Annotated in this window: 14 protein-coding genes, 1 tRNA gene and 3 pseudogenes; 10 read left to right on the top strand and 8 right to left on the bottom strand. The window is 59.2% G+C overall.

Going from position 1 to position 20,190, the window contains the following annotated elements; translation table 11 throughout:
• From ACKLKD_RS26000 to ACKLKD_RS25985, 4 genes and pseudogenes are all read right to left on the bottom strand, one after another.
• A pseudogene (locus ACKLKD_RS26000) lies at positions 1-233 on the bottom strand (hypothetical protein); the annotation flags it as partial.
• Positions 230-1,786 carry a type I restriction-modification system subunit M gene (locus tag ACKLKD_RS25995; protein ID WP_080924965.1) on the bottom strand — a complete coding sequence of 519 codons (1,557 nt, stop codon included), beginning with the start codon at positions 1,784-1,786 and terminating at the stop codon, positions 230-232. The gene ACKLKD_RS25995 and the pseudogene ACKLKD_RS26000, both read right to left, overlap by 4 nt.
• A gap of 245 nt (positions 1,787-2,031) precedes the next feature.
• Positions 2,032-2,547 (bottom strand): annotated as a pseudogene (locus ACKLKD_RS25990) (tyrosine-type recombinase/integrase); the annotation flags it as partial.
• A gap of 198 nt (positions 2,548-2,745) precedes the next feature.
• Positions 2,746-2,830 (bottom strand) — tRNA-Leu (locus ACKLKD_RS25985).
• Positions 2,831-3,522: 692 nt separating this feature from the next.
• On the opposite strand from ACKLKD_RS25985, the pseudogene ACKLKD_RS25980 reads away from it, so the two are divergent.
• The 8 genes and pseudogenes from ACKLKD_RS25980 to ACKLKD_RS25945 all read left to right on the top strand — a co-directional run.
• A pseudogene (locus ACKLKD_RS25980) lies at positions 3,523-3,618 on the top strand (carbonic anhydrase); the annotation flags it as partial.
• Positions 3,615-5,084 carry a SulP family inorganic anion transporter gene (locus tag ACKLKD_RS25975; RefSeq protein ID WP_087806070.1) on the top strand — a complete coding sequence of 490 codons (1,470 nt, stop codon included), beginning with the start codon at positions 3,615-3,617 and terminating at the stop codon, positions 5,082-5,084. The pseudogene ACKLKD_RS25980 and the gene ACKLKD_RS25975, both read left to right, overlap by 4 nt.
• A 111-nt stretch (positions 5,085-5,195) precedes the next feature.
• Positions 5,196-6,215 (top strand): NADPH-dependent aldehyde reductase Ahr, encoded by a 1,020-nt coding sequence (gene ahr, locus ACKLKD_RS25970; RefSeq protein ID WP_004178400.1) that lies wholly within the window; start codon positions 5,196-5,198, stop codon positions 6,213-6,215.
• A 130-nt stretch (positions 6,216-6,345) separates the two neighbouring features.
• Positions 6,346-7,230, top strand: coding sequence for a carbohydrate ABC transporter permease (locus ACKLKD_RS25965; RefSeq protein ID WP_165787422.1), 885 nt, complete (start codon positions 6,346-6,348; stop codon positions 7,228-7,230).
• Positions 7,220-8,107, top strand: a complete 888-nt coding sequence (locus ACKLKD_RS25960) for a carbohydrate ABC transporter permease (RefSeq protein ID WP_087806068.1) — start codon at positions 7,220-7,222, stop codon at positions 8,105-8,107. The genes ACKLKD_RS25965 and ACKLKD_RS25960 overlap by 11 nt, the downstream gene beginning before the upstream one ends.
• Before the next feature lie 10 nt (positions 8,108-8,117).
• A complete protein-coding gene (locus tag ACKLKD_RS25955) occupies positions 8,118-8,942 on the top strand; it encodes a phosphodiesterase (protein WP_087806066.1) in 825 nt (274 codons plus the stop codon).
• 5 nt (positions 8,943-8,947) lie between these two features.
• The gene (locus ACKLKD_RS25950; protein WP_080897671.1) at positions 8,948-10,021 is read left to right on the top strand and encodes an ABC transporter ATP-binding protein; all 1,074 of its coding nucleotides are present in this window, start codon (positions 8,948-8,950) and stop codon (positions 10,019-10,021) included.
• Complete coding sequence (locus ACKLKD_RS25945; protein WP_080897672.1) at positions 10,014-11,324, top strand: ABC transporter substrate-binding protein; 1,311 nt, start codon at positions 10,014-10,016, stop codon at positions 11,322-11,324. Before ACKLKD_RS25950 ends, ACKLKD_RS25945 begins: the two co-directional genes overlap by 8 nt.
• Before the next feature lie 312 nt (positions 11,325-11,636).
• On the opposite strand, the gene iolE is transcribed toward ACKLKD_RS25945, so the two are convergent.
• From iolE to iolD, 4 genes are read right to left on the bottom strand one after another with little or no spacing between them, the layout of a single operon-like run.
• Positions 11,637-12,536, bottom strand: coding sequence for a myo-inosose-2 dehydratase (gene iolE / locus ACKLKD_RS25940; protein ID WP_080897673.1), 900 nt, complete (start codon positions 12,534-12,536; stop codon positions 11,637-11,639).
• A gap of 23 nt (positions 12,537-12,559) precedes the next feature.
• Positions 12,560-13,444 (bottom strand): sugar phosphate isomerase/epimerase family protein, encoded by an 885-nt coding sequence (locus ACKLKD_RS25935; RefSeq protein ID WP_004152193.1) that lies wholly within the window; start codon positions 13,442-13,444, stop codon positions 12,560-12,562.
• A gap of 41 nt (positions 13,445-13,485) precedes the next feature.
• Positions 13,486-14,499, bottom strand: a complete 1,014-nt coding sequence (locus tag ACKLKD_RS25930) for a Gfo/Idh/MocA family protein (protein WP_004152192.1) — start codon at positions 14,497-14,499, stop codon at positions 13,486-13,488.
• A gap of 46 nt (positions 14,500-14,545) precedes the next feature.
• Entirely contained in the window at positions 14,546-16,486 is a 1,941-nt protein-coding gene (gene iolD, locus ACKLKD_RS25925; protein ID WP_025714247.1) for a 3D-(3,5/4)-trihydroxycyclohexane-1,2-dione acylhydrolase (decyclizing), read from the bottom strand.
• Between the two features lie 505 nt (positions 16,487-16,991).
• Between iolD and ACKLKD_RS25920 the strand changes: the two genes are divergently transcribed.
• Together ACKLKD_RS25920 and ACKLKD_RS25915 are read left to right on the top strand one after the other, a co-directional pair.
• Positions 16,992-18,905, top strand: coding sequence for a bifunctional 5-dehydro-2-deoxygluconokinase/5-dehydro-2-deoxyphosphogluconate aldolase (locus ACKLKD_RS25920; protein ID WP_087806064.1), 1,914 nt, complete (start codon positions 16,992-16,994; stop codon positions 18,903-18,905).
• Between the two features lie 151 nt (positions 18,906-19,056).
• Positions 19,057-19,914 carry a MurR/RpiR family transcriptional regulator gene (locus tag ACKLKD_RS25915; RefSeq protein ID WP_004206536.1) on the top strand — a complete coding sequence of 286 codons (858 nt, stop codon included), beginning with the start codon at positions 19,057-19,059 and terminating at the stop codon, positions 19,912-19,914.
• Positions 19,915-20,190 lie beyond the last annotated feature (276 nt).

Here is a 20,190-nt window from a genome sequence, read left to right as displayed (position 1 = left end):
CCAAGTTTTTTAACTACCACATCATCGACATAATTATTGGCTGAAACCATCACCGTTTCGTTACCAGCGCTATTCATGTCGCTGACTTTATAGAATGGATAAATACCTTCAGATTGCCCTTGATAGATATTGGGGAATCCCCAACCACTACGAATTTCAGCTACTTTTTTCAATGGTTTCCATTTTATTTCGATACCACTAAACAGCCTTTCCATAAAGCTCATCTCGCTCATGCCTTCGGCTCCTTACCTTCAATCTCCGCCACAATGGCATCAATATCCGCTCGTAACTGGTCGATTTTAGCGGCAGTGATTTTCAGGTCGGCATTGAGCGTAGTGATATCGACTACTTCGCGGTTGTCTTTGGCTTCGATATAGCTACTTACCGACAGATTGTAATCGTTGACCTTAATGTCTTCAAAATTTACCGATTTGGCAAAATGATCAACGTCTGCTTTGCTATCAAACACCTGTATGATTTGCTCAATATGCTTCTCAGTGAGCGTGTTATTATTGGCTTCCTTCTTAAACAGCCCGCTGGCGTCGATAAATTGGGTGGTCATGTCGGTTTTATGTTTGGACAGAACCAGAATATTGACGGCGATGGTAGTGCCAAAAAACAGGTTGGGCGCGAGTGAAATCACGGTTTCGACATAGTTGTTATCCACCAGATATTGACGAATTTTCTGCTCGGCGCCACCTCGGTAAAAAATACCGGGAAAGCAAACAATGGCTGCGCGGCCTTTGCTGGAAAGGTAGCTGAGGGCATGCAGCACAAAGGCAAAATCAGCTTTGGATTTGGGCGCTAACACACCTGCTGGGGCAAAACGGTCATCGTTGATCAGAGTGGGATCGTCTGAGCCTATCCATTTCACCGAGTAAGGTGGGTTGGAGACGATGGCATCAAAAGGTTTGTCATCGCCAAAATGTGGATTACGCAGCGTATCACCCAACTGGATATTGAACTTGTCGTAGTTGATGTTGTGCAAGAACATGTTCATTCGCGCCAGGTTGTAGGTGGTGTGGTTGAGTTCCTGCCCCCAAAAACCGTCTTCAATAATGTGGGCGTCAAAGTGTTTTTTGGCTTGCAGTAGCAGCGAGCCAGAACCACACGCCGGGTCATAAATCTTATTGACGCTGGTTTGCTTGTGCATGGCCAGTTGCGCAATAAGTTTGGACACGTTTTGCGGGGTAAAAAACTCACCGCCGGATTTGCCAGCGTTGGCGGCGTAGTTGGAGATAAGAAACTCGTAAGCATCACCGAAAAGATCGATGTGACTCCCCTCAAAATCGCCAAAATCTAATTCTGCCACCCCTTTGAGCACTGCCGCCAGACGTGTATTTTTGTCTTTTACCGTATTGCCGAGCCGGTTGCTGGTGGTGTCAAAATCAGCAAACAAGCCCTTGATATCGTTCTCTGAAGGGTATCCGCTGGCTGACATTTCAATAGCCGAGAAGATGTCAGCCAAATCGGTATTTAATTTTTCGTTAGTACTAGCACCTGCGGCGATGTTAACAAACAAATCGTCTGGGTAAATGAAATAGCCTTTGGTTTTAATAGCGTCGTCTTTGATTTCAGGGGTGATGACGCTCCGGGGGAGTGTTGCATACTTGACATTGTCATCGCCGCCTTCAATGTAATTGGCAAAATTCTCACTGATGAAGCGGTAAAACAGAGCGCCTAAAACGTATTGCTTAAAATCCCAGCCATCCACTGCACCGCGTACATCGTTGGCAATCTGCCAGATCTGGCGTTGCAGTGCGGCGCGTTGTTGGGTGCTTGTCATGGTAAAACTCCGGTTTTAATGCATATTGGGATAGCCATAGGCCCATAATTAGTCCCGCATTATAACGATTAAAGACGTTCTAATCATTGCGAATCGCCACTAAGTGGATGGTCCATAATGACTACAGAGTGAGGCCAGCCTAAACACGCAAGTTGAATCGCCACGGATAATCTAGACACTTCCGAGCCGTAGTGTGGACTGACCCCACCCCGGTAGACGATCCTGCCCTATAGTTGGACTGACCCCACCTCGGTAGTACGCTGCTGCAAACGAGCAGCGACTTCGAGACGCCCGGATGACTCCACAGCTTTAATGGGTACAAGTAGATCCCGCGTCTTCAATTCAGCAATGTTCCGCTTGCCGATAGCAGCAAAGAGGTTATCTTTCAGGCTTTTCAATACACGAGCACTATGAGACTCAGACCATTTTTGATTGCTGGCATGCCAGTCTCTGGCGACCACTTCAAACGTTATCGCCTCTTGCTCCTGCTCTACCTTAACGGCTTTCTTGTTCTCACTGGGATCGACGCCATTAGCTAACAGCCTACGGGCTTCATCCCGGCGTGCCCGGGCATCCGCCAATGACACTTCAGGATATTTCCCCAACGCCAGCATCTTCTCTTTACCGCCAAAGCGATAACGTAGCCGCCAGTATTTGGAGCCGTTAGGGTGAACCAGCAAAACCATACCGTCGCCGTCAGTCAGTTTATAGGCTTTTGCTTCAGGCTTAGCCGAACGAACCTTCACATCACTCAGAGCCATGATGAGTATCCTTTCAAGGGTTCTGTGTGGGTACAAACATTATCGAACCGGGATATACCCGCAGTTATACCCACATCAGTAAGTTGATGTAGATTGAATCAGGTTGACTTAGGTTGAGTGAAAAAGCGAGGTAAGCCTTGCGGATACTGGATTTCAGACACAAAAAAAGACGTCCGTTGACGTCTATTGATGTTCCGATGGTGCCGAAGGCCGGACTCGAACCGGCACGTATTTCTACGGTTGATTTTGAATCAACTGCGTCTACCGATTTCGCCACTTCGGCACTGAAGGGATACGGAAAACGTTCTGGATTATACCTGTCGGCGCCGGTCATGCAAGCGACAGCGTGTCGTCATTGCGCTAAGTGTTGAAAAAAACAGCGCTATCCTGCGCGGCGTCACCTTTTGCTGCCATTCCACAGCGCGACTGCCACCAGCAACCCTCCCCTCACTCCCCCGAGAACCCGGCTCCACCTGCCAGCCATCCCCCCTTCTCCACCAGTGGCCCCAAGCCCCACTCAAACTTATCTCAAATTGTTCTCACCTCACTCTCACCTGCATCCCTATCACCATCCATTTCTCCCCAAACCAATCCCCAATATCCCCTCCCCCAATACTTTCCCCAACCCCATCCATCACCATTCCTATATATTCCAGAAAGTTTTAGCCAATACCTTTTTGTTATTCACTCGCTCCGCAGCCAAATATTAATTTCATCAATATTTTTATAACTTTACATTAATGAAAAGTTTTCTTTTTGCCGTTTATTCCAGGATTTTCCTCAGGCGTGAAGAGTTCCGGTAAACACTATTTTTACTAGTCGCTGTATGAGTCTTGATGGACATATTCACTCAATGAATTAACTCAGGAGAATACTTGTGACGACGTTAAAACCTTGCTGGCCCGCAATCGCTGCTGGGTGCGGCAGAAGTATCAGTATGACCCGGACTATTTCGAAAAATGGGTCGACGGGCAGCGGCCGCTCAGCCTGCACGGCTGCGTCTACGATCTGGCTTCCGGCCATTTAACAACCCTCGTCGAACACCTCTCACCGCAGGAGCACGCCCCATGAATACGTTTCGTCAGGACTCTCTCGCTGGCATCGTCGTCTTCCTTGTCGCCCTGCCGCTGTGCCTCGGCATCGCCCAGGCCAGCGGCTTACCGCCCTTCGTCGGCCTGCTGACCGGCATCATCGGCGGCCTGGTCGTCACCGCCCTCAGCCCCTCCCGCTTCGCCGTCAGCGGCCCCGCCGCCGGACTGGTCACCATCGTCGTCGCCGCCATTGAATCCCTGGGTTCCTTCTCCCTCTTCCTGATGGCGCTGGTGCTGGCCGGTGTGCTGCAGCTGCTGTTCGGCATTCTGCGGGCCGGGCGCTTTATCTCGCTGGTTCCCGCCAGCGTCATCAAAGGCATGCTGGCGGCGATCGGCATCCTGCTGATTATGCAGCAGATCCCCGTCGCGCTTGGCACGGCGGAAGAGACCGGGCTTGCCGATGTGGTGCAGGGCAATGCCGCTTTCTCCGTCACTGCGATTGCCGTCGCCGCGGGCGGCCTGCTGGTGCTCTGGCTGTGGGGCTCGCCGCTTATCCGCCGGGTGAAGAGCCTGCGCTGGATCCCCGGCCCGCTGATCGCCGTCCTGCTCGGCTGCGTGACCACCCTGCTGCTGACCCATTTTGCGCCGCAGCAGCTGGCCGCCCTGCCGCGTATTACCCTGCCGGCGTTCGGCAGCCTCGGCGATCTGCTGGGCGAGCTGGAGTCTCCCGCATGGAGCGCGTGGCGCAATCCGTCGGTGTGGGTGGTGGCGCTGACCCTGGCGCTGGTCGCCAGCCTCGAAACCCTGCTCAGCCAGGAGGCGCTGAAAAAGCTGCGTCCGCAAAATCCGCCGCCTTCGCCGAACCGCGGAATGGTCGCCCAGGGCGTGGGCAATCTGCTCTCCGGCGTGCTGGGGGCGATGCCGATCACCGCGGTGATCGTCCGCAGCTCGGTGAACGTCAGCAATGGCGCGCAGAGCAAACTGTCGATCTTTATCCACGGCGTGCTGCTGTTGATCTGCGGCCTGTGGTTCAGCGGCCTGCTGACCCTGATCCCGCTCGCCAGCCTCGCCGCCGTGCTGCTGTATACCGGCTATAAGCTGGCGACACCGCGGCTGTTCATCGAGCAGTTCCGCCAGGGGGCGGCGCAGTACGTCCCGTTCCTCGCCACCATCGGCGGGATTATCGCCTTCGGCATGCTGGCCGGGATCGGGATTGGTCTTGCCACCCAGATGGCGTTCAGCCTCTGGCGCAGCCATCGCCACTCGCTGCAACTGGCGCGCTACGATGACCACTACGTGCTGCGCATCCAGCAAAATCTGACCTTTATGCACAATCCGCATCTGCTGGCCCTGCTGGCGAAGATTCCGGAAAAAAGCGTGGTGATCGTCGAGCACGACAGCGTCGGCTACCTCGACCCGGACGTGCAGGCGGTGCTGGATGATTTTGCCGAGAACGCCCCGCAGCGCGGCATCCAGCTTAATCAGTGGCCGCTGGCCAGCCGCTGACCTTAACGGGCGGCTGGTCCGCCCGCTGCGCGACCCCTCCGATTGCCAAGCGCCGGGGAATACCATGCTCTACACTTTCTGGGTTATCACGCCAACCCCAAGGAAATAAACATGAGCATCATTAAAAGCTACGCCGCCAAAGAAGCGGGCGCCGATCTGTCGCTGTGGGAATACGATGCCGGCGAGCTGCAGCCGGAAGATGTCGAAGTTGAAGTGGAATACTGCGGGATCTGCCATTCGGACCTGTCGATGATCGACAACGAATGGGGGATGTCGAGCTACCCGCTGGTGGCCGGTCACGAGGTGATTGGCCGGGTGGCGGCGCTGGGCAGCGCGGCGCAGGATAAAGGGCTGAAGATTGGCCAGAAGGTCGGCATCGGCTGGACGGCGCGCAGCTGCGGCCATTGCGACGCCTGCATCAGCGGCAACCAGATCAACTGTCTGGAAGGCTCGGTGCCGACCATTCTCAACCGCGGCGGCTTCGCCAATAAGCTGCGCGCCGACTGGCAGTGGGTGATCCCCCTGCCGGAGAGCATCGATCTGGCGTCCGCCGGCCCGATGCTGTGCGGCGGCATCACCGTCTTTAAACCGCTGCTGACCCACCACGTCACCGCCACCAGCCGCGTCGGGGTGATCGGCATCGGCGGCCTCGGCCATATCGCCATTAAGCTGCTGCGGGCGATGGGGGCGGAAGTGACCGCCTTCAGCTCCAACCCAGCCAAAGAGCAGGAAGTGCTGGCGATGGGCGCCGATCGCGTGGTGAACAGCCGCGATCCTGAAGCCTTAAAAGCGCTGGCCGGTCAGTTCGACCTGATCATCAACACCGTGGCGGTGGACCTCGACTGGCAGCCGTACTTCGAAGCCCTGGCTTACGGCGGCAACTTCCATACCGTCGGCGCGGTGATGAAGCCGTTCCCGGTGCCGGCCTTTACCCTTATCGGCGGCGACCGCAGCATCTCCGGCTCGGCGACCGGTAACCCGTCCGAACTGCGCACGCTGATGAAGTTTGCCGGGCGCAGCAAAGTGGCGCCAACCACCGAGCTGTTCCCGATGTCGCAGATTAACGAAGCGCTGAAGCACGTTCGCGAAGGCAAAGCCCGCTACCGTGCGGTGCTGAAAGCCGACTTCTGATCGTTCTCTCCCGCCGGGCGGCCCGCTCGCCCGGCGTTTTTCCCATCGCTTCATCAAACCGTCATCTCCCCGCCATGCCTCTGTAGTCATTGCTTCCCACAATCCGGGCTTCGATAAATGGCTGAACGAGATGCGCGTCACCATGAGAAAGACCTGGCTTCCCTGGCTGATCCTGTCGCCTTCCCTGCTGTTTTTACTGCTGTTTACCTGGTTCCCGCTGGGGCGTTCGGTGTATGACAGCCTGTTTGATACCCGCATGGCCAGCGACGGCGCACAGTACGTCGGGCTGGATAACTTCGCCCGCCTGTTTGCCGATAACGTCTTCTGGCAGTCGCTGGGCAATAATCTGCTCTATATCCTGCTGACGGTAGTGCCCGGGGTGACCCTCGCCCTGCTGCTGGCGGTCGCCCTGAGCGAGAACCATCGCGTCAACCGCTGGCTGCGCACCGCCTTTTTCTTCCCGATGATTATCCCGATGGTCAGCGCCGCCGCGCTGTGGCTGTTTATCTTTATGCCCGGCCTCGGCCTGCTCGATCACTATCTGGCAAAGCTATTTGGCCCGATGAACAACAACTGGCTGGGGCGCAGCAACAGCGCGCTGCTGGCCCTGGCGCTGATCGGTGTGTGGAAGTTCGCCGGCTACTACATGCTGTTTTTCCTCGCCGGGCTGCAGAGCATTCCGGCCTCGACGCGGGAAGCGGCGCTGATGGAGGGGGCCAGCCGCACGCAGGTCTTTTTTAAGGTCACGCTACCGCTGCTGCGCCCGACCCTGAGCTTTGTGATCACTACCGCGCTGATTTACTCCATCACCCAGATTGATCACGTCGCGGTGATGACCCGCGGCGGGCCGGACAACGCCACCACCGTGCTGCTCTATTACATCCAGAATCTCGCCTGGGATACCCACGACCTCGGCAAAGCCTCCGCGGCCACCTTCCTGACCCTGGCCGGGCTGTTCGCCTTCTCGCTGATTAACCTGAAATTGCTGGAAAAAGGAGCCCACTATGAGCGCTGACATCTCGCCGCTGCTGGTCCGCACGCCCGCCGCTACGCGTCCGCTGTGGTTGCGCCTGCGTCGCTCGCAGCCCTTTACCCTGACGGTAATCATGTGCTGCCTGGCGCTGCTATGGGTGAGCCCGTTTATCTGGATGCTGGCCACCTCGTTCAGCGCCACCACCTTCGGCGACGATATGGCGTCGCTGCTGCCGCGCCTGCCGCTGACCCTCGATAACTTCCGCGACGCCTGGAACAGCGCCGACTGGCTGAGCCTGTACGCCAACACCATTATCTTCACCTTCGTCACCTTCTTCGTGCAGCTGTTGACCATCACCACCGCCGGGTACGTCTTCGCCTGCCACGAGTTTCGCGGCAAGCAGACGCTGTTTCTCCTGTTCCTGGTGCAGCTGATGATCATGCCGGTAGTGATGATGGTGCCGAACATGCTGACCCTGAAAACCTTCGGCCTTCTCAACACCCTCACCGGGGTGATGATGCCCTACTTCACCTCGGCGTTCGGCGTGTTCCTGATGCGTCAGGCGTTCCTCGCCATCCCGAAAGAGCTGGAGGAGGCGGCGCTGATGGAGGGCTGCCGCTGGTGGCAGGTGCTGTTCCGCGTGCTGCTGCCGATGTCCTGGCCGTCGGTGCTGGCCTTCGCCACCGTCAGCATCACCTACCACTGGAACGAGTACCTGTGGCCGCTGATGATGCTCAACGATCCCGATAAGCAGGTGCTGACCGTCGGGCTGGTCTCCTTCGCCATGGGCGCCGAATCCGGCGGCCAGTGGGGCACCATCGGCGCCGGAACGCTGATGGTCTGCCTGCCGCTGATGCTGGCGTTCATCCTTTTTCAGAAACAGTTCCTGCGGAGCTTCGGCTTCTCCGGGATCAAATAAGGAGTGATTCATGCTGTTAGCGCACATTTCCGATACCCATTTCCGCAGCCGCGGCGAGAAGCTGTACGGCTTTATCGACGTCAATGCCGCCAACGCCGACGTGGTCTCCCAGCTTAACGCACTGCGCGAGCGCCCGGACGCGGTGGTGGTGAGCGGGGATATCGTCAACTGCGGCCGCCCGGAGGAGTATCAGGTCGCCCGCCAGATCCTCGGCAGCCTGAACTATCCGTTGTATCTGATCCCCGGCAACCACGACGATAAAGCCCATTTTCTGGAGCATCTTCACCCGCTGTGCCCGCAGCTGGGCAACGATCCGCAAAATATGCGCTATGCGGTGGATGACTTCGCCACCCGCCTGCTGTTTATCGACTCCAGTCATGCCGGCACGTCAAAAGGCTGGCTGACCGACGAGACCATCAGCTGGCTGGAAGCGCAGCTGTTCGACGGCGGCGACAAACCGGCAACGGTGTTTATGCACCACCCGCCGCTGCCGCTGGGCAATGCGCAGATGGACCCGATTGCCTGCGAAAACGGCCACCGTCTGCTGGCGCTGGTGGAGCGTTTCCCGTCGCTGACGCGCATCTTCTGCGGCCATAACCACAGCCTGACCATGACCCAGTATCGCCAGGCGCTGATCTCCACTATCCCCGGCACCGTCCATCAGGTGCCGTACTGCCACGAAGATACCCGGCCCTATTACGATCTCTCCCCGGCCTCGTGCCTGATGCACCGTCAGGTCGGCGAGCAGTGGGTGAGCTACCAGCACTCGCTGGCCCACTACGCCGGGCCGTGGCTGTACGACGAAAACATCAGTTGCCCAACGGAAGAGCGCTAACCGCCATGCTCAGTCTGCAAAACATCAGTAAACGTTTCGACGGCAAACCGGCGCTCAGCGCCCTGTCGCTGGATATTCACGAAGGCGAATTCGTGGTGCTGGTCGGCCCGTCGGGCTGCGGGAAAAGCACCCTGCTGCGCCTGCTCGCCGGGCTGGAGCCGGTCAGCGAAGGCCAAATCTGGCTGCATGATGAGAACATCACCGCCACCACGCCGCGCGAGCGCAACTTCGCGATGATCTTCCAGAACTATGCCCTGTTCCCCCATCTGTCGGTGCGCGACAACATCACCTTCGGCATGAAGGTGCGCAAGGAAGAGAAAAGCAGCTGGCAGCCGCGGGTGGACAAAGTGGCGCAGATGCTGCAGCTGGAGGCGCTGCTCGACCGCAAACCGGCGAAGCTCTCCGGCGGCCAGCGCCAGCGGGTGGCGATGGCCCGGGCGATCGTGCGCAATCCACGGCTGTTCCTGATGGACGAGCCGCTCTCCAACCTCGACGCCCGCCTGCGCAGCGAAGTGCGTGACAGCATTATGGCCCTCCATCAGCAGTTGAAAACCAGCACCATCTATGTGACCCACGACCAGACCGAGGCCATGTCGATGGCTGACCGCATCGTGGTGATGAACGGCGGCCACGTGCAACAGGTCGGGCGCCCGGAGTATCTGTATGCCAACCCGGCCAACCTGTTCGTGGCCGGATTTATCGGTTCGCCGGCGATGAACCTGCTGTCGCTGCCCTGCGCCAACGGTGCAGTACTGTTGGGAGAACAGCGCTATCCGCTGCCGCCGCGCCACCGGGATCAGACCCGCGTCTGGCTGGGCGTTCGCCCGGAACATATTACCGACCGCGTGGAGGAGGGCCATCTGCGCCTGCCGGCAACCGTTCTGCAACGAGAACTGATGGGGGCCGATTATCTGCTCCACGCCAGCACCCCGATCGGCACCCTGCGCTTTAGCCGCCGCCACCGTGGCACGGTGCCGGAAAAAGGCGAATCGCTAACGATCGGCTTTTCGCCTGCCGATGTGCATCTTTTTCATGCTGAGACCCAGCATAATTTACTGATGGAGTGTAATCATGTTTAAACCCTTAACCGCCCTGACGGTTGGGCTCAGCCTCGCTCTGAGCGGCGCGGCGCTGGCGAAAGAGAAAATAGACTTCATGTTCCCGGCGCCGGTGGACGGCAAGCTGACCATGGAGATGACCCGCGTCATTAAGCAATTCAACGACTCGCAGCAGGATGTCGAAGTGCGCGGCATCTTCACCGGCAACTACGACACCACCAAGATCAAAGCCGAATCGGCGCAGAAGGCCGGCCAGCCGCCGGCGCTGGTGATCATGTCCGCCAACTTCACCACCGATCTGGCGCTGAAGGATGAGATCCTGCCGATGGATGAGCTGTTTAAATATGGCGATCAAAAGGCCGGCGATTTTCTGCAAAAGGAATTCTGGCCCGCGATGCATAAGAACGCCCAGGTGATGGGCACCACCTATGCGATCCCGTTCCATAACTCGACGCCGATCCTCTACTACAACAAGACAATGTTCGACCAGGCCGGGATCAAACAGCCGCCGCAGACCTGGGCCGAGCTGCTGGCCGATGCCAAAAAGCTGACCGACGAGAGTAAAGGCCAGTGGGGGATCATGCTGCCGTCGACCAACGACGACTACGGCGGCTGGATCTTCTCGGCGCTGGTGCGCGCCAACGGCGGGAAATACTTTAACGAAGACTATCCGGGCGAGGTCTATTACAACTCGCCGACCGCCATCGGCGCTCTGCGCTTCTGGCAGGATCTGATTTACAAGGACAAGGTGATGCCGTCCGGGGTGCTGAACTCGAAGCAGATCAGCGCCGCGTTCTTCTCCGGCAAGCTCGGGATGGCGATGCTCAGCACCGGCGCGCTGGGCTTTATGCGTGAGAACAGCAAAGACTTTGAGCTTGGAGTGGCGATGCTGCCGGCCAAAGAGCAGCGCGCGGTGCCGATCGGCGGCGCCAGCCTGGTGAGCTTTAAAGGCATCAACGACGCGCAGAAGAAAGCGGCGTATCAGTTCCTGACCTATCTGGTGAGCCCGCAGGTGAACGGGGCGTGGAGCCGCTTTACCGGCTACTTCTCGCCGCGCAAGGCGTCATACGATACGCCGGAGATGAAGGCCTATCTGCAGCAGGATCCGCGGGCGGCGATCGCCCTTGAGCAGTTGAAGTACGCCCATCCATGGTACTCCACCTGGGAGACCGTGGCGGTGCGTAAGGCGATGGAGAACCAGCTGGCGGCGGTGGTCAATGATGCCAAAGTGACGCCGGAAGCAGCGCTGCAGGCGGCGCAGAAGGAAGCCGACGCGCTGATGAAACCTTATGTGGATAAGACCGCGCTGGCGGAAGTGAAGTGACGTTTTACCCGTCATCGTCACCCTCACCCTGGCCCTCTCCCTGAGGGAGAGGGGACTGTCCGGCGCCGTGGTTGAGCGCTGAGTCCGGGAGTGGGGACTGTCCGGCGCCGTGGTTGAGCCCTGAGCCCGGGAGAGGGGACTGTCCGGCGCCGTGGTTGAGCCCTGAGTCCGGGAGAGGGGACTGTCCGGCGCTGTGGTTAAGCCCTGAATCCGGGAGTGGGGACTGTCCGGCGCTGTGGTTGAGCCCTGAGTCCGGTTGAGGAAGGAAAAAAAGCAGGCCATACCCGGTATGGCCTGAAAATGTCACAACGATTAGATCCCTGCCGTTTCGCGGATATATTTGCGCGCTTTGACGGCGTATTCGAAAGGATTAGCCAGGGCAGGATCCTGCTCGGCTTCCACCACCATCCAGCCTTTATAGCCAGCGTCGTCCAGCAGTTTGAACACTGGACGGAAATCGATCACCCCGTCGCCCGGGACGGTGAAGGTGCCTTTTTTCACGCCGTCGAGGAACGACAGGCCCTCGCGGCGCACCTGGTCAATCACCGGCGGACGGACGTCTTTCAGGTGAACGTGGTTGATGCGCGGCAGATACTTTTTAAGGATCGCCAGCATCGGCGCTTCGCCGCCTTCGGAATACCAGGCGTGGCCGGTATCGAACAGCAGGAAGACGCGCTCGTCCACCAGCGACATAAACTTGTCGATTTCCGCGGTGGTCTGAATGCCGGTGCCCATGTGGTGGTGCAGACAGACCTGCATTCCCTTCTCCGCCGCCAGGCGGCCGAGGGTGTTGTAGCCTTCCGCCACCCGCTGCCACTCCTCTTCGCTGAAGCACGGCTTCGCATCGCCGAGGATCGGTTTGTCCAGCCCCTGGATGCTGCCGCTCTGCTCGGAGCAGCCAATCACTTTCGCCCCCATCGCATGAAGGAAGTTCATGTGATTGACGAATTCATCAATGGTTTTTTCCCGCTGGCCGTTGGCGAAAAAGGTGCTGAACCAGGCGTTGCAGATCTGAATGCCGCGGATGTCCAGCATCGGCTTGAGGACCGCCGGATCGCGCGGATATTTGCTGCCGACTTCGCTGCCGGTAAAGCCGGCCAGCGCCATTTCGCTGACGATCTGCTGGAAGGTGTTTTCGCTGCCGAGCTCCGGCATATCATCGTTAGTCCAGCCGATCGGGGCGATAGCCAGTTTGACGTTATCTTTGTTCATAGTAGGGCTCCTGCCGCTGCGCCTTACCGGCGCAGCAATTCACGTTCAATGAGTTCACGGGTTTCCACTGCCTGGTATTTCATTTTTTCCGGGTAGCCAAACAGCGAGGTGGCGACAATCGGCTCCCCGCCGACCTTGAAGGTCTGCTCGGCGAATTTCATTTCGCGCAGGGTGCGGAACAGCGCGTCGAAATCCACATCCCCTTCCCCGACGCCTACGTGCTGGTGCACCACGGCATCCACGCCCGGCGGGTTAACGATATAGCGGCAATGTTTCGTATGATTACGGGTATCCGCAATCAGGACATGGGAGAGATCGCTCCCGGCGTAGCGCAGCATGCTCGCTACGTCACCGACGCCTTTGTCGTAGAAAAAGGTGTGCGGCACGCTGTAGACGTACTTCACGTTATCGCTGCGGAACGATTTCACAATATCGACGGTTTCATTGTTCTCTTCGCAGAAATCCCAGGGATGCGCCTGGATCTCGACGCGGATGCCTTCCCGCTCAAAAATCGGCAACAGCTCTTCCATTGAGCGATAGAACATTTCATCGCAGATCTCAGGCTGATTCGGATCGCCGGAGAACTCGGTGTTAATCACCTGAACGCCCATCTCCACCGCAATTTCCACCAGCCGTTTCCAGTTTTTCACCGCCGCCTGACGGCGCAGTTCGTCCGGGCCGGACCAGCGGTAGACGCAGATAAACGACGACAGCTCAAGGCCGGTATCGCGCAGCGCCTGCTTGTACTCCGCCATGATCTCCCGGCTGGCGCGCGGGTGCTTGTAGAACGGGTTAATCTGCGGGTGCGGCGACTGTTCAATGTACTTGTAGCCCCACTCCGCTACCTGATGGACCATGCGGGTGATCCCGAGGTCCTTAATCACATCCACATCAAAGGCAATTTTCATCGTCGTTACCTGTGCAAAGAAGATCCGTCAGCAAAACGTGCTTAACGTTTGTAGAATGCCGGGCACTCAGGCAGCGTCACCTCAACCGGCTCGCTGGTTCCCTGCGCTTTAATGCAGGCATCCGCCGCCACCGACGCCGCGTAGCCGTCCCAGGCCGACGGGCCGTGCAGCTGGCCGGCTTTAACGTCGTTGATAAAGGCCTGCAGCTCGACGTCGTAGGCTTTGATAAAGCGGTCTTTCCAGTCGGTCAGAATGGCGGTCGACAGGCTGGCGGACTTGCGCATCTGGACGGCAGACGGCTCCGGCAGACGGGCAATCCCGGTTTCGCCGACCACTTCGCACTGGATGTCATACCCGTACTGGCAGTTCACGAACACTTCGACGTCGATCAGGGTGCCTTTTTTGGTTTCAAAGGAGACGATCTGCGGATCTTTCAGGCGCGCATGGGTGTGCGAGGTGGAGCGCGGGAAGCGCACCTGTACGGAACGGTAGTCATCGTTCAGCAGCCAGCGCAGTACGTCCAGCTCATGGATCAGGGTGTTGGTGATCGCCATATCGGTGGTGTAGTTCTCGCCGACCGACTGGTTGCGGTGGGCGCAGCGCAGCATCAGCGGCGCGCCGATATCGCCATCGTCGATCACTTTTTTCAGCGCCAGATAGCCTTCGTCGTAGGGGCGCATAAAGCCAACCTGCACCAGGCGACGGCCGGCCTTCATTTCAGCATCGACGATGCGGCGGCAGCCTTCCGCAGACATCGCCAGCGGTTTTTCGCAGAACACCGGCTTACCAGCGGCGATGGCGGCCAGGGTGTACTCTTCGTGGGTCGGGTCCCAGGAGGTGACCAGGATGGCATCGACATCGCTGGCGTTAATCACGTCGTGGCCGTCGGCGTAGACTTCCGCCTGCACGCCCGGCAGCGCGACCGCCGCACGGGCGTTGTCGGCATTGATATCAGACACCGCCACAACGGTGGCGCCCTGCAGAACCTGGGTGCAGCGACGGATGTGTTCTTTACCGATAGCGCCAGCGCCGATGACACCTAATTTGAGCGACATAATGGTTTTCTCCGTAAGTCTGTAGGATTCAGGGTAGAGGTTCGTTTTAGTAATCACGCGCCTGGGCGCGCTTTTCATTAATCATTTGCGCCACCTTGCGGATCCGCTCAGAGAGCGCCGTCTGGGCGACCCCGACGTTCCACCAGCTGCCGTATTTGTGCACCATGGTCTTCGGCAGCACTTTAATATCAATCAGGGTGCTGACCGTTTCGCGACGGGCGGCGTCCAGCGCGTGGCGCAGTTCGTCCAGGGTGGTAACGCGCCAGGTTTTGCAGCCGTAGCCGGCGGCGATGGTGGCGAAGTCCACCGGCACCAGGCCGCCCTGCAGCTGGCCGGTTTCCGGCTGACGGTAGCGGAACTCGGTGCCGAAGCTGTCCATCCCGTGCTCCATCTGCAGGTTGTTGATGCAGCCGTTGGCCATGTTGTCGAACAGCACGACGTTGATCTTCGCCCGCTCCTGCAGGGAGGTGACCAGCTCAGAGTGCAGCATCATGAATGAGCCATCGCCGACCAGGGAGTAGACTTCGCTCTGCGGCTGCGCCAGCTTCACGCCCAGCGCGGCGTTGACTTCGTATCCCATGCAGGAGTAGCCGTACTCCACGTGGTAGGTGTTTTCCGCACGGTTGCGCCAGACGCGCTGCAGATCGCCGGGCAGGCTGCCCGCCGCCGCGACGATCACCGCCTCGGCCGGCAGCGTTTCATTCAGTACCCCAAGGACGCTGCTCTGGGTCAGGGTGGAGTCGGTGATCTGGCGGAACTCGCGATACACCGATTCGCGATCGAGATGATCGTCGATCTCCGGCACAAAGGATTTTTCCTGCCACACCGCCTGGTAGACGCGCTGGGTCTCTTTTAACTGACGGCTCTGCACGCTCTCGATCTGCGCGCCCCAGCCGGCCTGCCAGCCGGTATCCGCCAGCGCCGCGTCGAGGGCGCTCATCGCTTCCCGGGCGTCCGCCAGCATGGCAATGCCGTCCAGCTTCCAGGCGTCGAAGTTGCTGACGTTAATATTCAGGAAACGCACCTCCGGGTGCTGGAAAATCCATTTCGAGGCGGTGGTAAAATCGCTGAAACGGGTGCCGACGCCGATCACCAGGTCGGCCTCTTTCGCCAGCAGATTCGCCGCCAGGCAGCCCGTCTCGCCGACGCCGCCGACGTTCAGGGGATGAGAAGAGACCACCGTCCCCTTCCCGGCCTGGGTTTCAGCAAAGGGCACCCCGTAGCGCTCGGCGAAACGGGACAGCGCTTCGCCCGCGCCGGAGTATTTCACCCCGCCGCCGCAGACGATCAGCGGTTTACGGCTGGCTTTGATGGCCGCGACGGCGTCCGCCAGCTGCGCGGCGCTGGCCGGGCGGCGGTCGAGACGGTGCACGCGGCGCGCAAAGAAGGATTCCGGGTAGTCCCAGGCTTCGCCCTGCACATCCTGCGGCAGGCACAGCGTCACCGCGCCGGTTTCCGCCGGGTCGGTCAGGACGCGCATGGCGTTGATGCAGGCGCTCATCAGCTGTTCCGGGCGGGTAATGCGGTCCCAGTATTTGCTGACTGCGCGGAAGGCGTCATTGGTGCTGATGCTGAGATCGTAGCTCTGTTCAATCTGCTGGAGCACCGGATCCGGCTGGCGGGTGGCGAAGACATCGCCCGGCAGCAGCAGCAGCGGAATGCGGTTGGCGCTGGCGGTGCCGGCGGCGGTGATCATGTTGGCCGCTCCTGGGCCGATGGAGGAGGTGCAGGCGATAATCTGCCGGCGCAGGGCCTGGCGGGCAAAACCGGTGGCCGCGTGGGCCATCCCCTGCTCGTTGCGCCCCTGATAGACGCGCATATCACCGCTGTCCTGCTCCAGCGCCTGCCCCAGCCCCAGGACGTTGCCATGGCCGAATATCGCGAAAATGCCTTTCACGAACTTCAGCTCTACGCCATCCACTTCCAGGTACTGGTTATCGAGGAACTTCACCAGCGCCTGCGCCGTTGTCAGTCTCAGTTTGCCCATGATGCACAATCCTTATTGTTCAGTATTTGTGTGTGGCGTCGCGCCGATGCCGCCGGGGCCGTCGTTCACGTCACTGGAATACCTGTGGATTATAGGCAAACATTTTTTTCATTAAATACAAATACAGAAGAAATATTTCATTTTGCGAGAGGGATCAAACTCTCTACCCATTTCATACGTTTCACTTACATTCCAGACACGTTTTCGGACCCTTTTTTGCCGCGCCACACGGCTATATCCCCTTAAAAATCATAGGTAAAGAAACCGCTTCCGGCGTTTCATTTTCCCCTGGGGCGACAGAGGGGACGATCCACGCTCACGCGAGGCTCAGTGCGGCAGAGTGGTAGATCCCTCACACTTTTGGTTTTTTAATTTCGAACGAGTTTGCAAATGAAATATTTATTTCTCAAACTAAGGGTAACCAATAACCCTCAGGCTGTTCACGGAGTCGACGTCGGGATCCCGACCCTTCCAGGCAGCAGACACCAAAAAGGAAATCCTAGCTATGAATGCAGCAGTAAAGCGGCTCGACGTCATCTGTATAGGTCGGGTGGCCGTCGACCTCTATGCCCAGCAGATCGGTTCGCGGCTAGAAGACGTTGCCAGTTTCGCGAAATATCTGGGCGGCTCCTCCGGCAACGTGGCCTTTGGCACCGCGATTCAGGGGCTGAAATCGGCCATGCTGGCGCGCGTTGGCGATGAACACAACGGCCGTTTCCTGCGCGAAACGCTCAACCGCGCCGGGGTGGATACCGAGTATCTGATTACCGACAAATCCCGCCTGACCGCGCTGGTGATGCTGGGGATTAAGGATCAGGAGACCTTCCCCCTGATTTTCTACCGCGATAACTGCGCCGATATGGCCTTAACGCCTGACGACATCAGCGAGGAGTATATTGCCTCCTCCCGGGCGCTGGCGGTGACCGGCACCCATCTGTCGCACGCCAACACCCGCGCCGCGGTGCTGAAGGCGCTGGAATACGCTCGCCGTCACGGCCTGCGTACCGCGCTGGATATCGATTACCGTCCGGTGCTGTGGGGGCTCACCTCGCTCGGGGATGGCGAAACGCGCTTCATTGAGTCCGGGCCGGTCACCAGCCAGCTGCAGGAAGTGCTGCATCTGTTCGATTTGGTGGTGGGAACCGAAGAAGAGTTTCATATTGCCGGGGGCAGCACCGATACCCTGACCGCGCTGAAAAATGTGCGTAATGCCACCAAAGCCAACCTCGTGTGCAAGCGCGGGCCGATGGGCTGCGTGGTGCTGGAAGGCGATATCCCGGACAGCTGGGACCAGGTGCCGCTGCAACAGGGCGTGCGCGTGGAAGTCCTCAACGTGCTGGGCGCCGGGGATGCCTTTATGTCGGGCCTGCTGCGCGGCTGGCTCAACGACGAAGGCTGGGAGCAGGCTTGCCGTTACGCCAACGCCTGCGGGGCGCTGGTGGTCTCCCGCCACGGCTGCGCGCCGGCGATGCCCACCAAAGTCGAACTCGATGACTACCTGCTGCGCGCCGAATCGGTGCCGCGCCCGGACGTCGACGAGCGCCTCAACCACCTGCACCGGGTCACCAGCCGCCGTCAGCAGTGGCCGGAGCTGTGCATTTTCGCCTTCGACCATCGCAAACAGCTGGCCGACCTGGCGCGGGAGACCGGGCGCGATGAAGCCTGCATTCCGCAGCTCAAGCTGTTGTTGTTAGCCGCGGCCGAAGCGGCGGCGCAGGAAGCGGGTCTCGATCAGCGCAGCGGTATTCTGGCCGACGGCACCTACGGCCAGCATGCGCTGAACGCCATTACCGGCAAGGGCTGGTGGATCGGGCGCCCCATCGAACTGCCCAGCTCGCGACCACTGCGTCTGGAGCATGGCAACATCGGCTCGCAGCTGATCGACTGGCCGCTGGAGCATGTCGTCAAATGCCTGGTCTTCTATCATCCTGCCGACCCGGCGGCGCTGCGTGAAGAGCAGGACGCCCTGCTGCTCGAGGTGTGGCAGGCCTGTAACAAGTCAGGCCATGAACTGCTGCTGGAGGTGATCCTGCCGGAAAATGGCCCGGACAAAGACGAGCGCCATTACCACACCATGCTGGAACACTTCTATCAACTGGGGATCAAGCCGGACTGGTGGAAGCTGCCGCCGCTCTCCAGCGCCTGCTGGCAGCAGATCACCGCCCTTATCGAGCGCGAAGATCCGTGGAGCCGCGGGATCCTGATCCTCGGTCTCGATGCGCCTTCCGATAAACTGCGCGCCGGTTTCGCCGAGGCGGCCGCACACCCGATGATCAAAGGTTTCGCCGTCGGGCGCACCATCTTTGGCCAGCCGTCGCGGCGCTGGATGCAGGGTGAGCTCAGCGATGAGGCCCTGATAGAGGAAGTGAAACGCAACTATCTGACGCTTATTGGCTACTGGCGCGAAGCCCGCCGCTGATCCCCCGACGCCCGTCTCCGTCACCTTGCGGAGCGGGCGTTTTTCTGTTTCTTCGTGAAATGAATCGCGTATTTCGTCGCAATAAATGAAAAATTCGCTTCATTTGGTACACTGGAAGCCATATTCCTTCCATTTTCTCAGAGCGCACTCTATGGCCAATAACCCAACACAGCTGACCATCCTGCAGGATGAAATCAGGCGTCGCTACGATACGTTAAGCAAACGCCTGAAACAGGTCGCCCGCTATATCCTTGATAACAGCAATAGCGTGGCTTTCGATACCGTGGCCTCCATTGCGCAACAGGCGGATGTTCCCCCTTCCACATTGATTCGTTTTGCCAACGCCTTCGGCTTCAGCGGCTTTAACGAAATGAAACAGATGTTCAAGCAACATTTGATGGAAGAGACCGCCAACTATACCGAGCGCGCCCGTCTGTTCCGCCAGACCACCAGCGATGAGTCCAGCCCGCCGGAAACGCCGACGGAAATCCTCAATATGTTCACGATGGTGAACAACCAGGCCCTGCAGCAGCTGGCGATGCAGACCTCCAGCGATGAGCTGGAGCGCGCGGTGGCCCTGCTGGGCGAGGCGGAAAATATCTACGTCATTGGCCTGCGCCGGTCGTTCAGCGTCGCCTCCTATCTGACCTATGCGCTGCGCCACCTCGATCGCAAAGCCTTTCTGATCGACGGCCTCGGCGGCATGTTCACCGAGCAGCTGAGTCTGGTCGGCCCGAAAGACGTGGTGGTGGCGGTGAGCTTCTCGCCGTACGCGCGGGAAGTGGTCGAGCTGGTGGAGCTGGGCGCGCAGCGCAAAGCGCGACAGATCGCCATTACCGACAGCCAGGTCAGCCCGCTGGCGGCCTTCAGCGATGTCTGCTTTGTGGTGCGTGAAGCGCAGGTAGATGGTTTCCGCTCGCAGGTTGCTTCCCTGTGTCTGGCCCAGACGCTGGCGGTTTCGCTGGCGCTGAACAGCAGCCAGGAGTCCGAGGCCAAGCAGAAGGCGTGAGATAAGCGGCCTGGCGTTTGTGACCCGCGGAGTTGTAGAAGCCTGCGGGAGGATGCCGGTAGGCCGGGCAAGGCGTGAGCCGCCGCCCGGCATAAAAACGGCTGCGTGCCCGCAGTCATCGCCCGGCGGCGCTGCGTTTGTCGCATGTGATTTCAGCACACATTGCGCTCCCGGTTAATCGTCTGCGTTATGTCACCCATGGCGCAGGGAGCGTACAGGGGGCGGCCAGTCGCCGCCGCCCCCTGTACCCCCGGGCTCCGGCCAGCAACATCGCCG

Source organism: Klebsiella sp. 10982 (genome assembly GCF_048589245.1).
Lineage (GTDB): Bacteria > Pseudomonadota > Gammaproteobacteria > Enterobacterales > Enterobacteriaceae > Klebsiella > Klebsiella quasivariicola.
This window is presented reverse-complemented; position numbering and strand designations above follow the sequence as displayed.

Coding starts and splice junctions, on each gene's coding strand:
- ACKLKD_RS25945 (WP_080897672.1), top strand. CDS start 10,014: ATGTTTAAACCCTTAACCGCCCTGACGGTTGGGCTCAGCCTCGCTCTG.
- ACKLKD_RS25930 (WP_004152192.1), bottom strand. CDS start 14,499: ATGTCGCTCAAATTAGGTGTCATCGGCGCTGGCGCTATCGGTAAAGAA.
- ACKLKD_RS25915 (WP_004206536.1), top strand. CDS start 19,057: ATGGCCAATAACCCAACACAGCTGACCATCCTGCAGGATGAAATCAGG.
- ACKLKD_RS25955 (WP_087806066.1), top strand. CDS start 8,118: ATGCTGTTAGCGCACATTTCCGATACCCATTTCCGCAGCCGCGGCGAG.
- ACKLKD_RS25965 (WP_165787422.1), top strand. CDS start 6,346: ATGCGCGTCACCATGAGAAAGACCTGGCTTCCCTGGCTGATCCTGTCG.
- iolD (WP_025714247.1), bottom strand. CDS start 16,486: ATGGGCAAACTGAGACTGACAACGGCGCAGGCGCTGGTGAAGTTCCTC.
- ACKLKD_RS25975 (WP_087806070.1), top strand. CDS start 3,615: ATGAATACGTTTCGTCAGGACTCTCTCGCTGGCATCGTCGTCTTCCTT.
- ACKLKD_RS25935 (WP_004152193.1), bottom strand. CDS start 13,444: ATGAAAATTGCCTTTGATGTGGATGTGATTAAGGACCTCGGGATCACC.
- iolE (WP_080897673.1), bottom strand. CDS start 12,536: ATGAACAAAGATAACGTCAAACTGGCTATCGCCCCGATCGGCTGGACT.
- ahr (WP_004178400.1), top strand. CDS start 5,196: ATGAGCATCATTAAAAGCTACGCCGCCAAAGAAGCGGGCGCCGATCTG.
- ACKLKD_RS25995 (WP_080924965.1), bottom strand. CDS start 1,786: ATGACAAGCACCCAACAACGCGCCGCACTGCAACGCCAGATCTGGCAG.
- ACKLKD_RS25960 (WP_087806068.1), top strand. CDS start 7,220: ATGAGCGCTGACATCTCGCCGCTGCTGGTCCGCACGCCCGCCGCTACG.
- ACKLKD_RS25920 (WP_087806064.1), top strand. CDS start 16,992: ATGAATGCAGCAGTAAAGCGGCTCGACGTCATCTGTATAGGTCGGGTG.
- ACKLKD_RS25950 (WP_080897671.1), top strand. CDS start 8,948: ATGCTCAGTCTGCAAAACATCAGTAAACGTTTCGACGGCAAACCGGCG.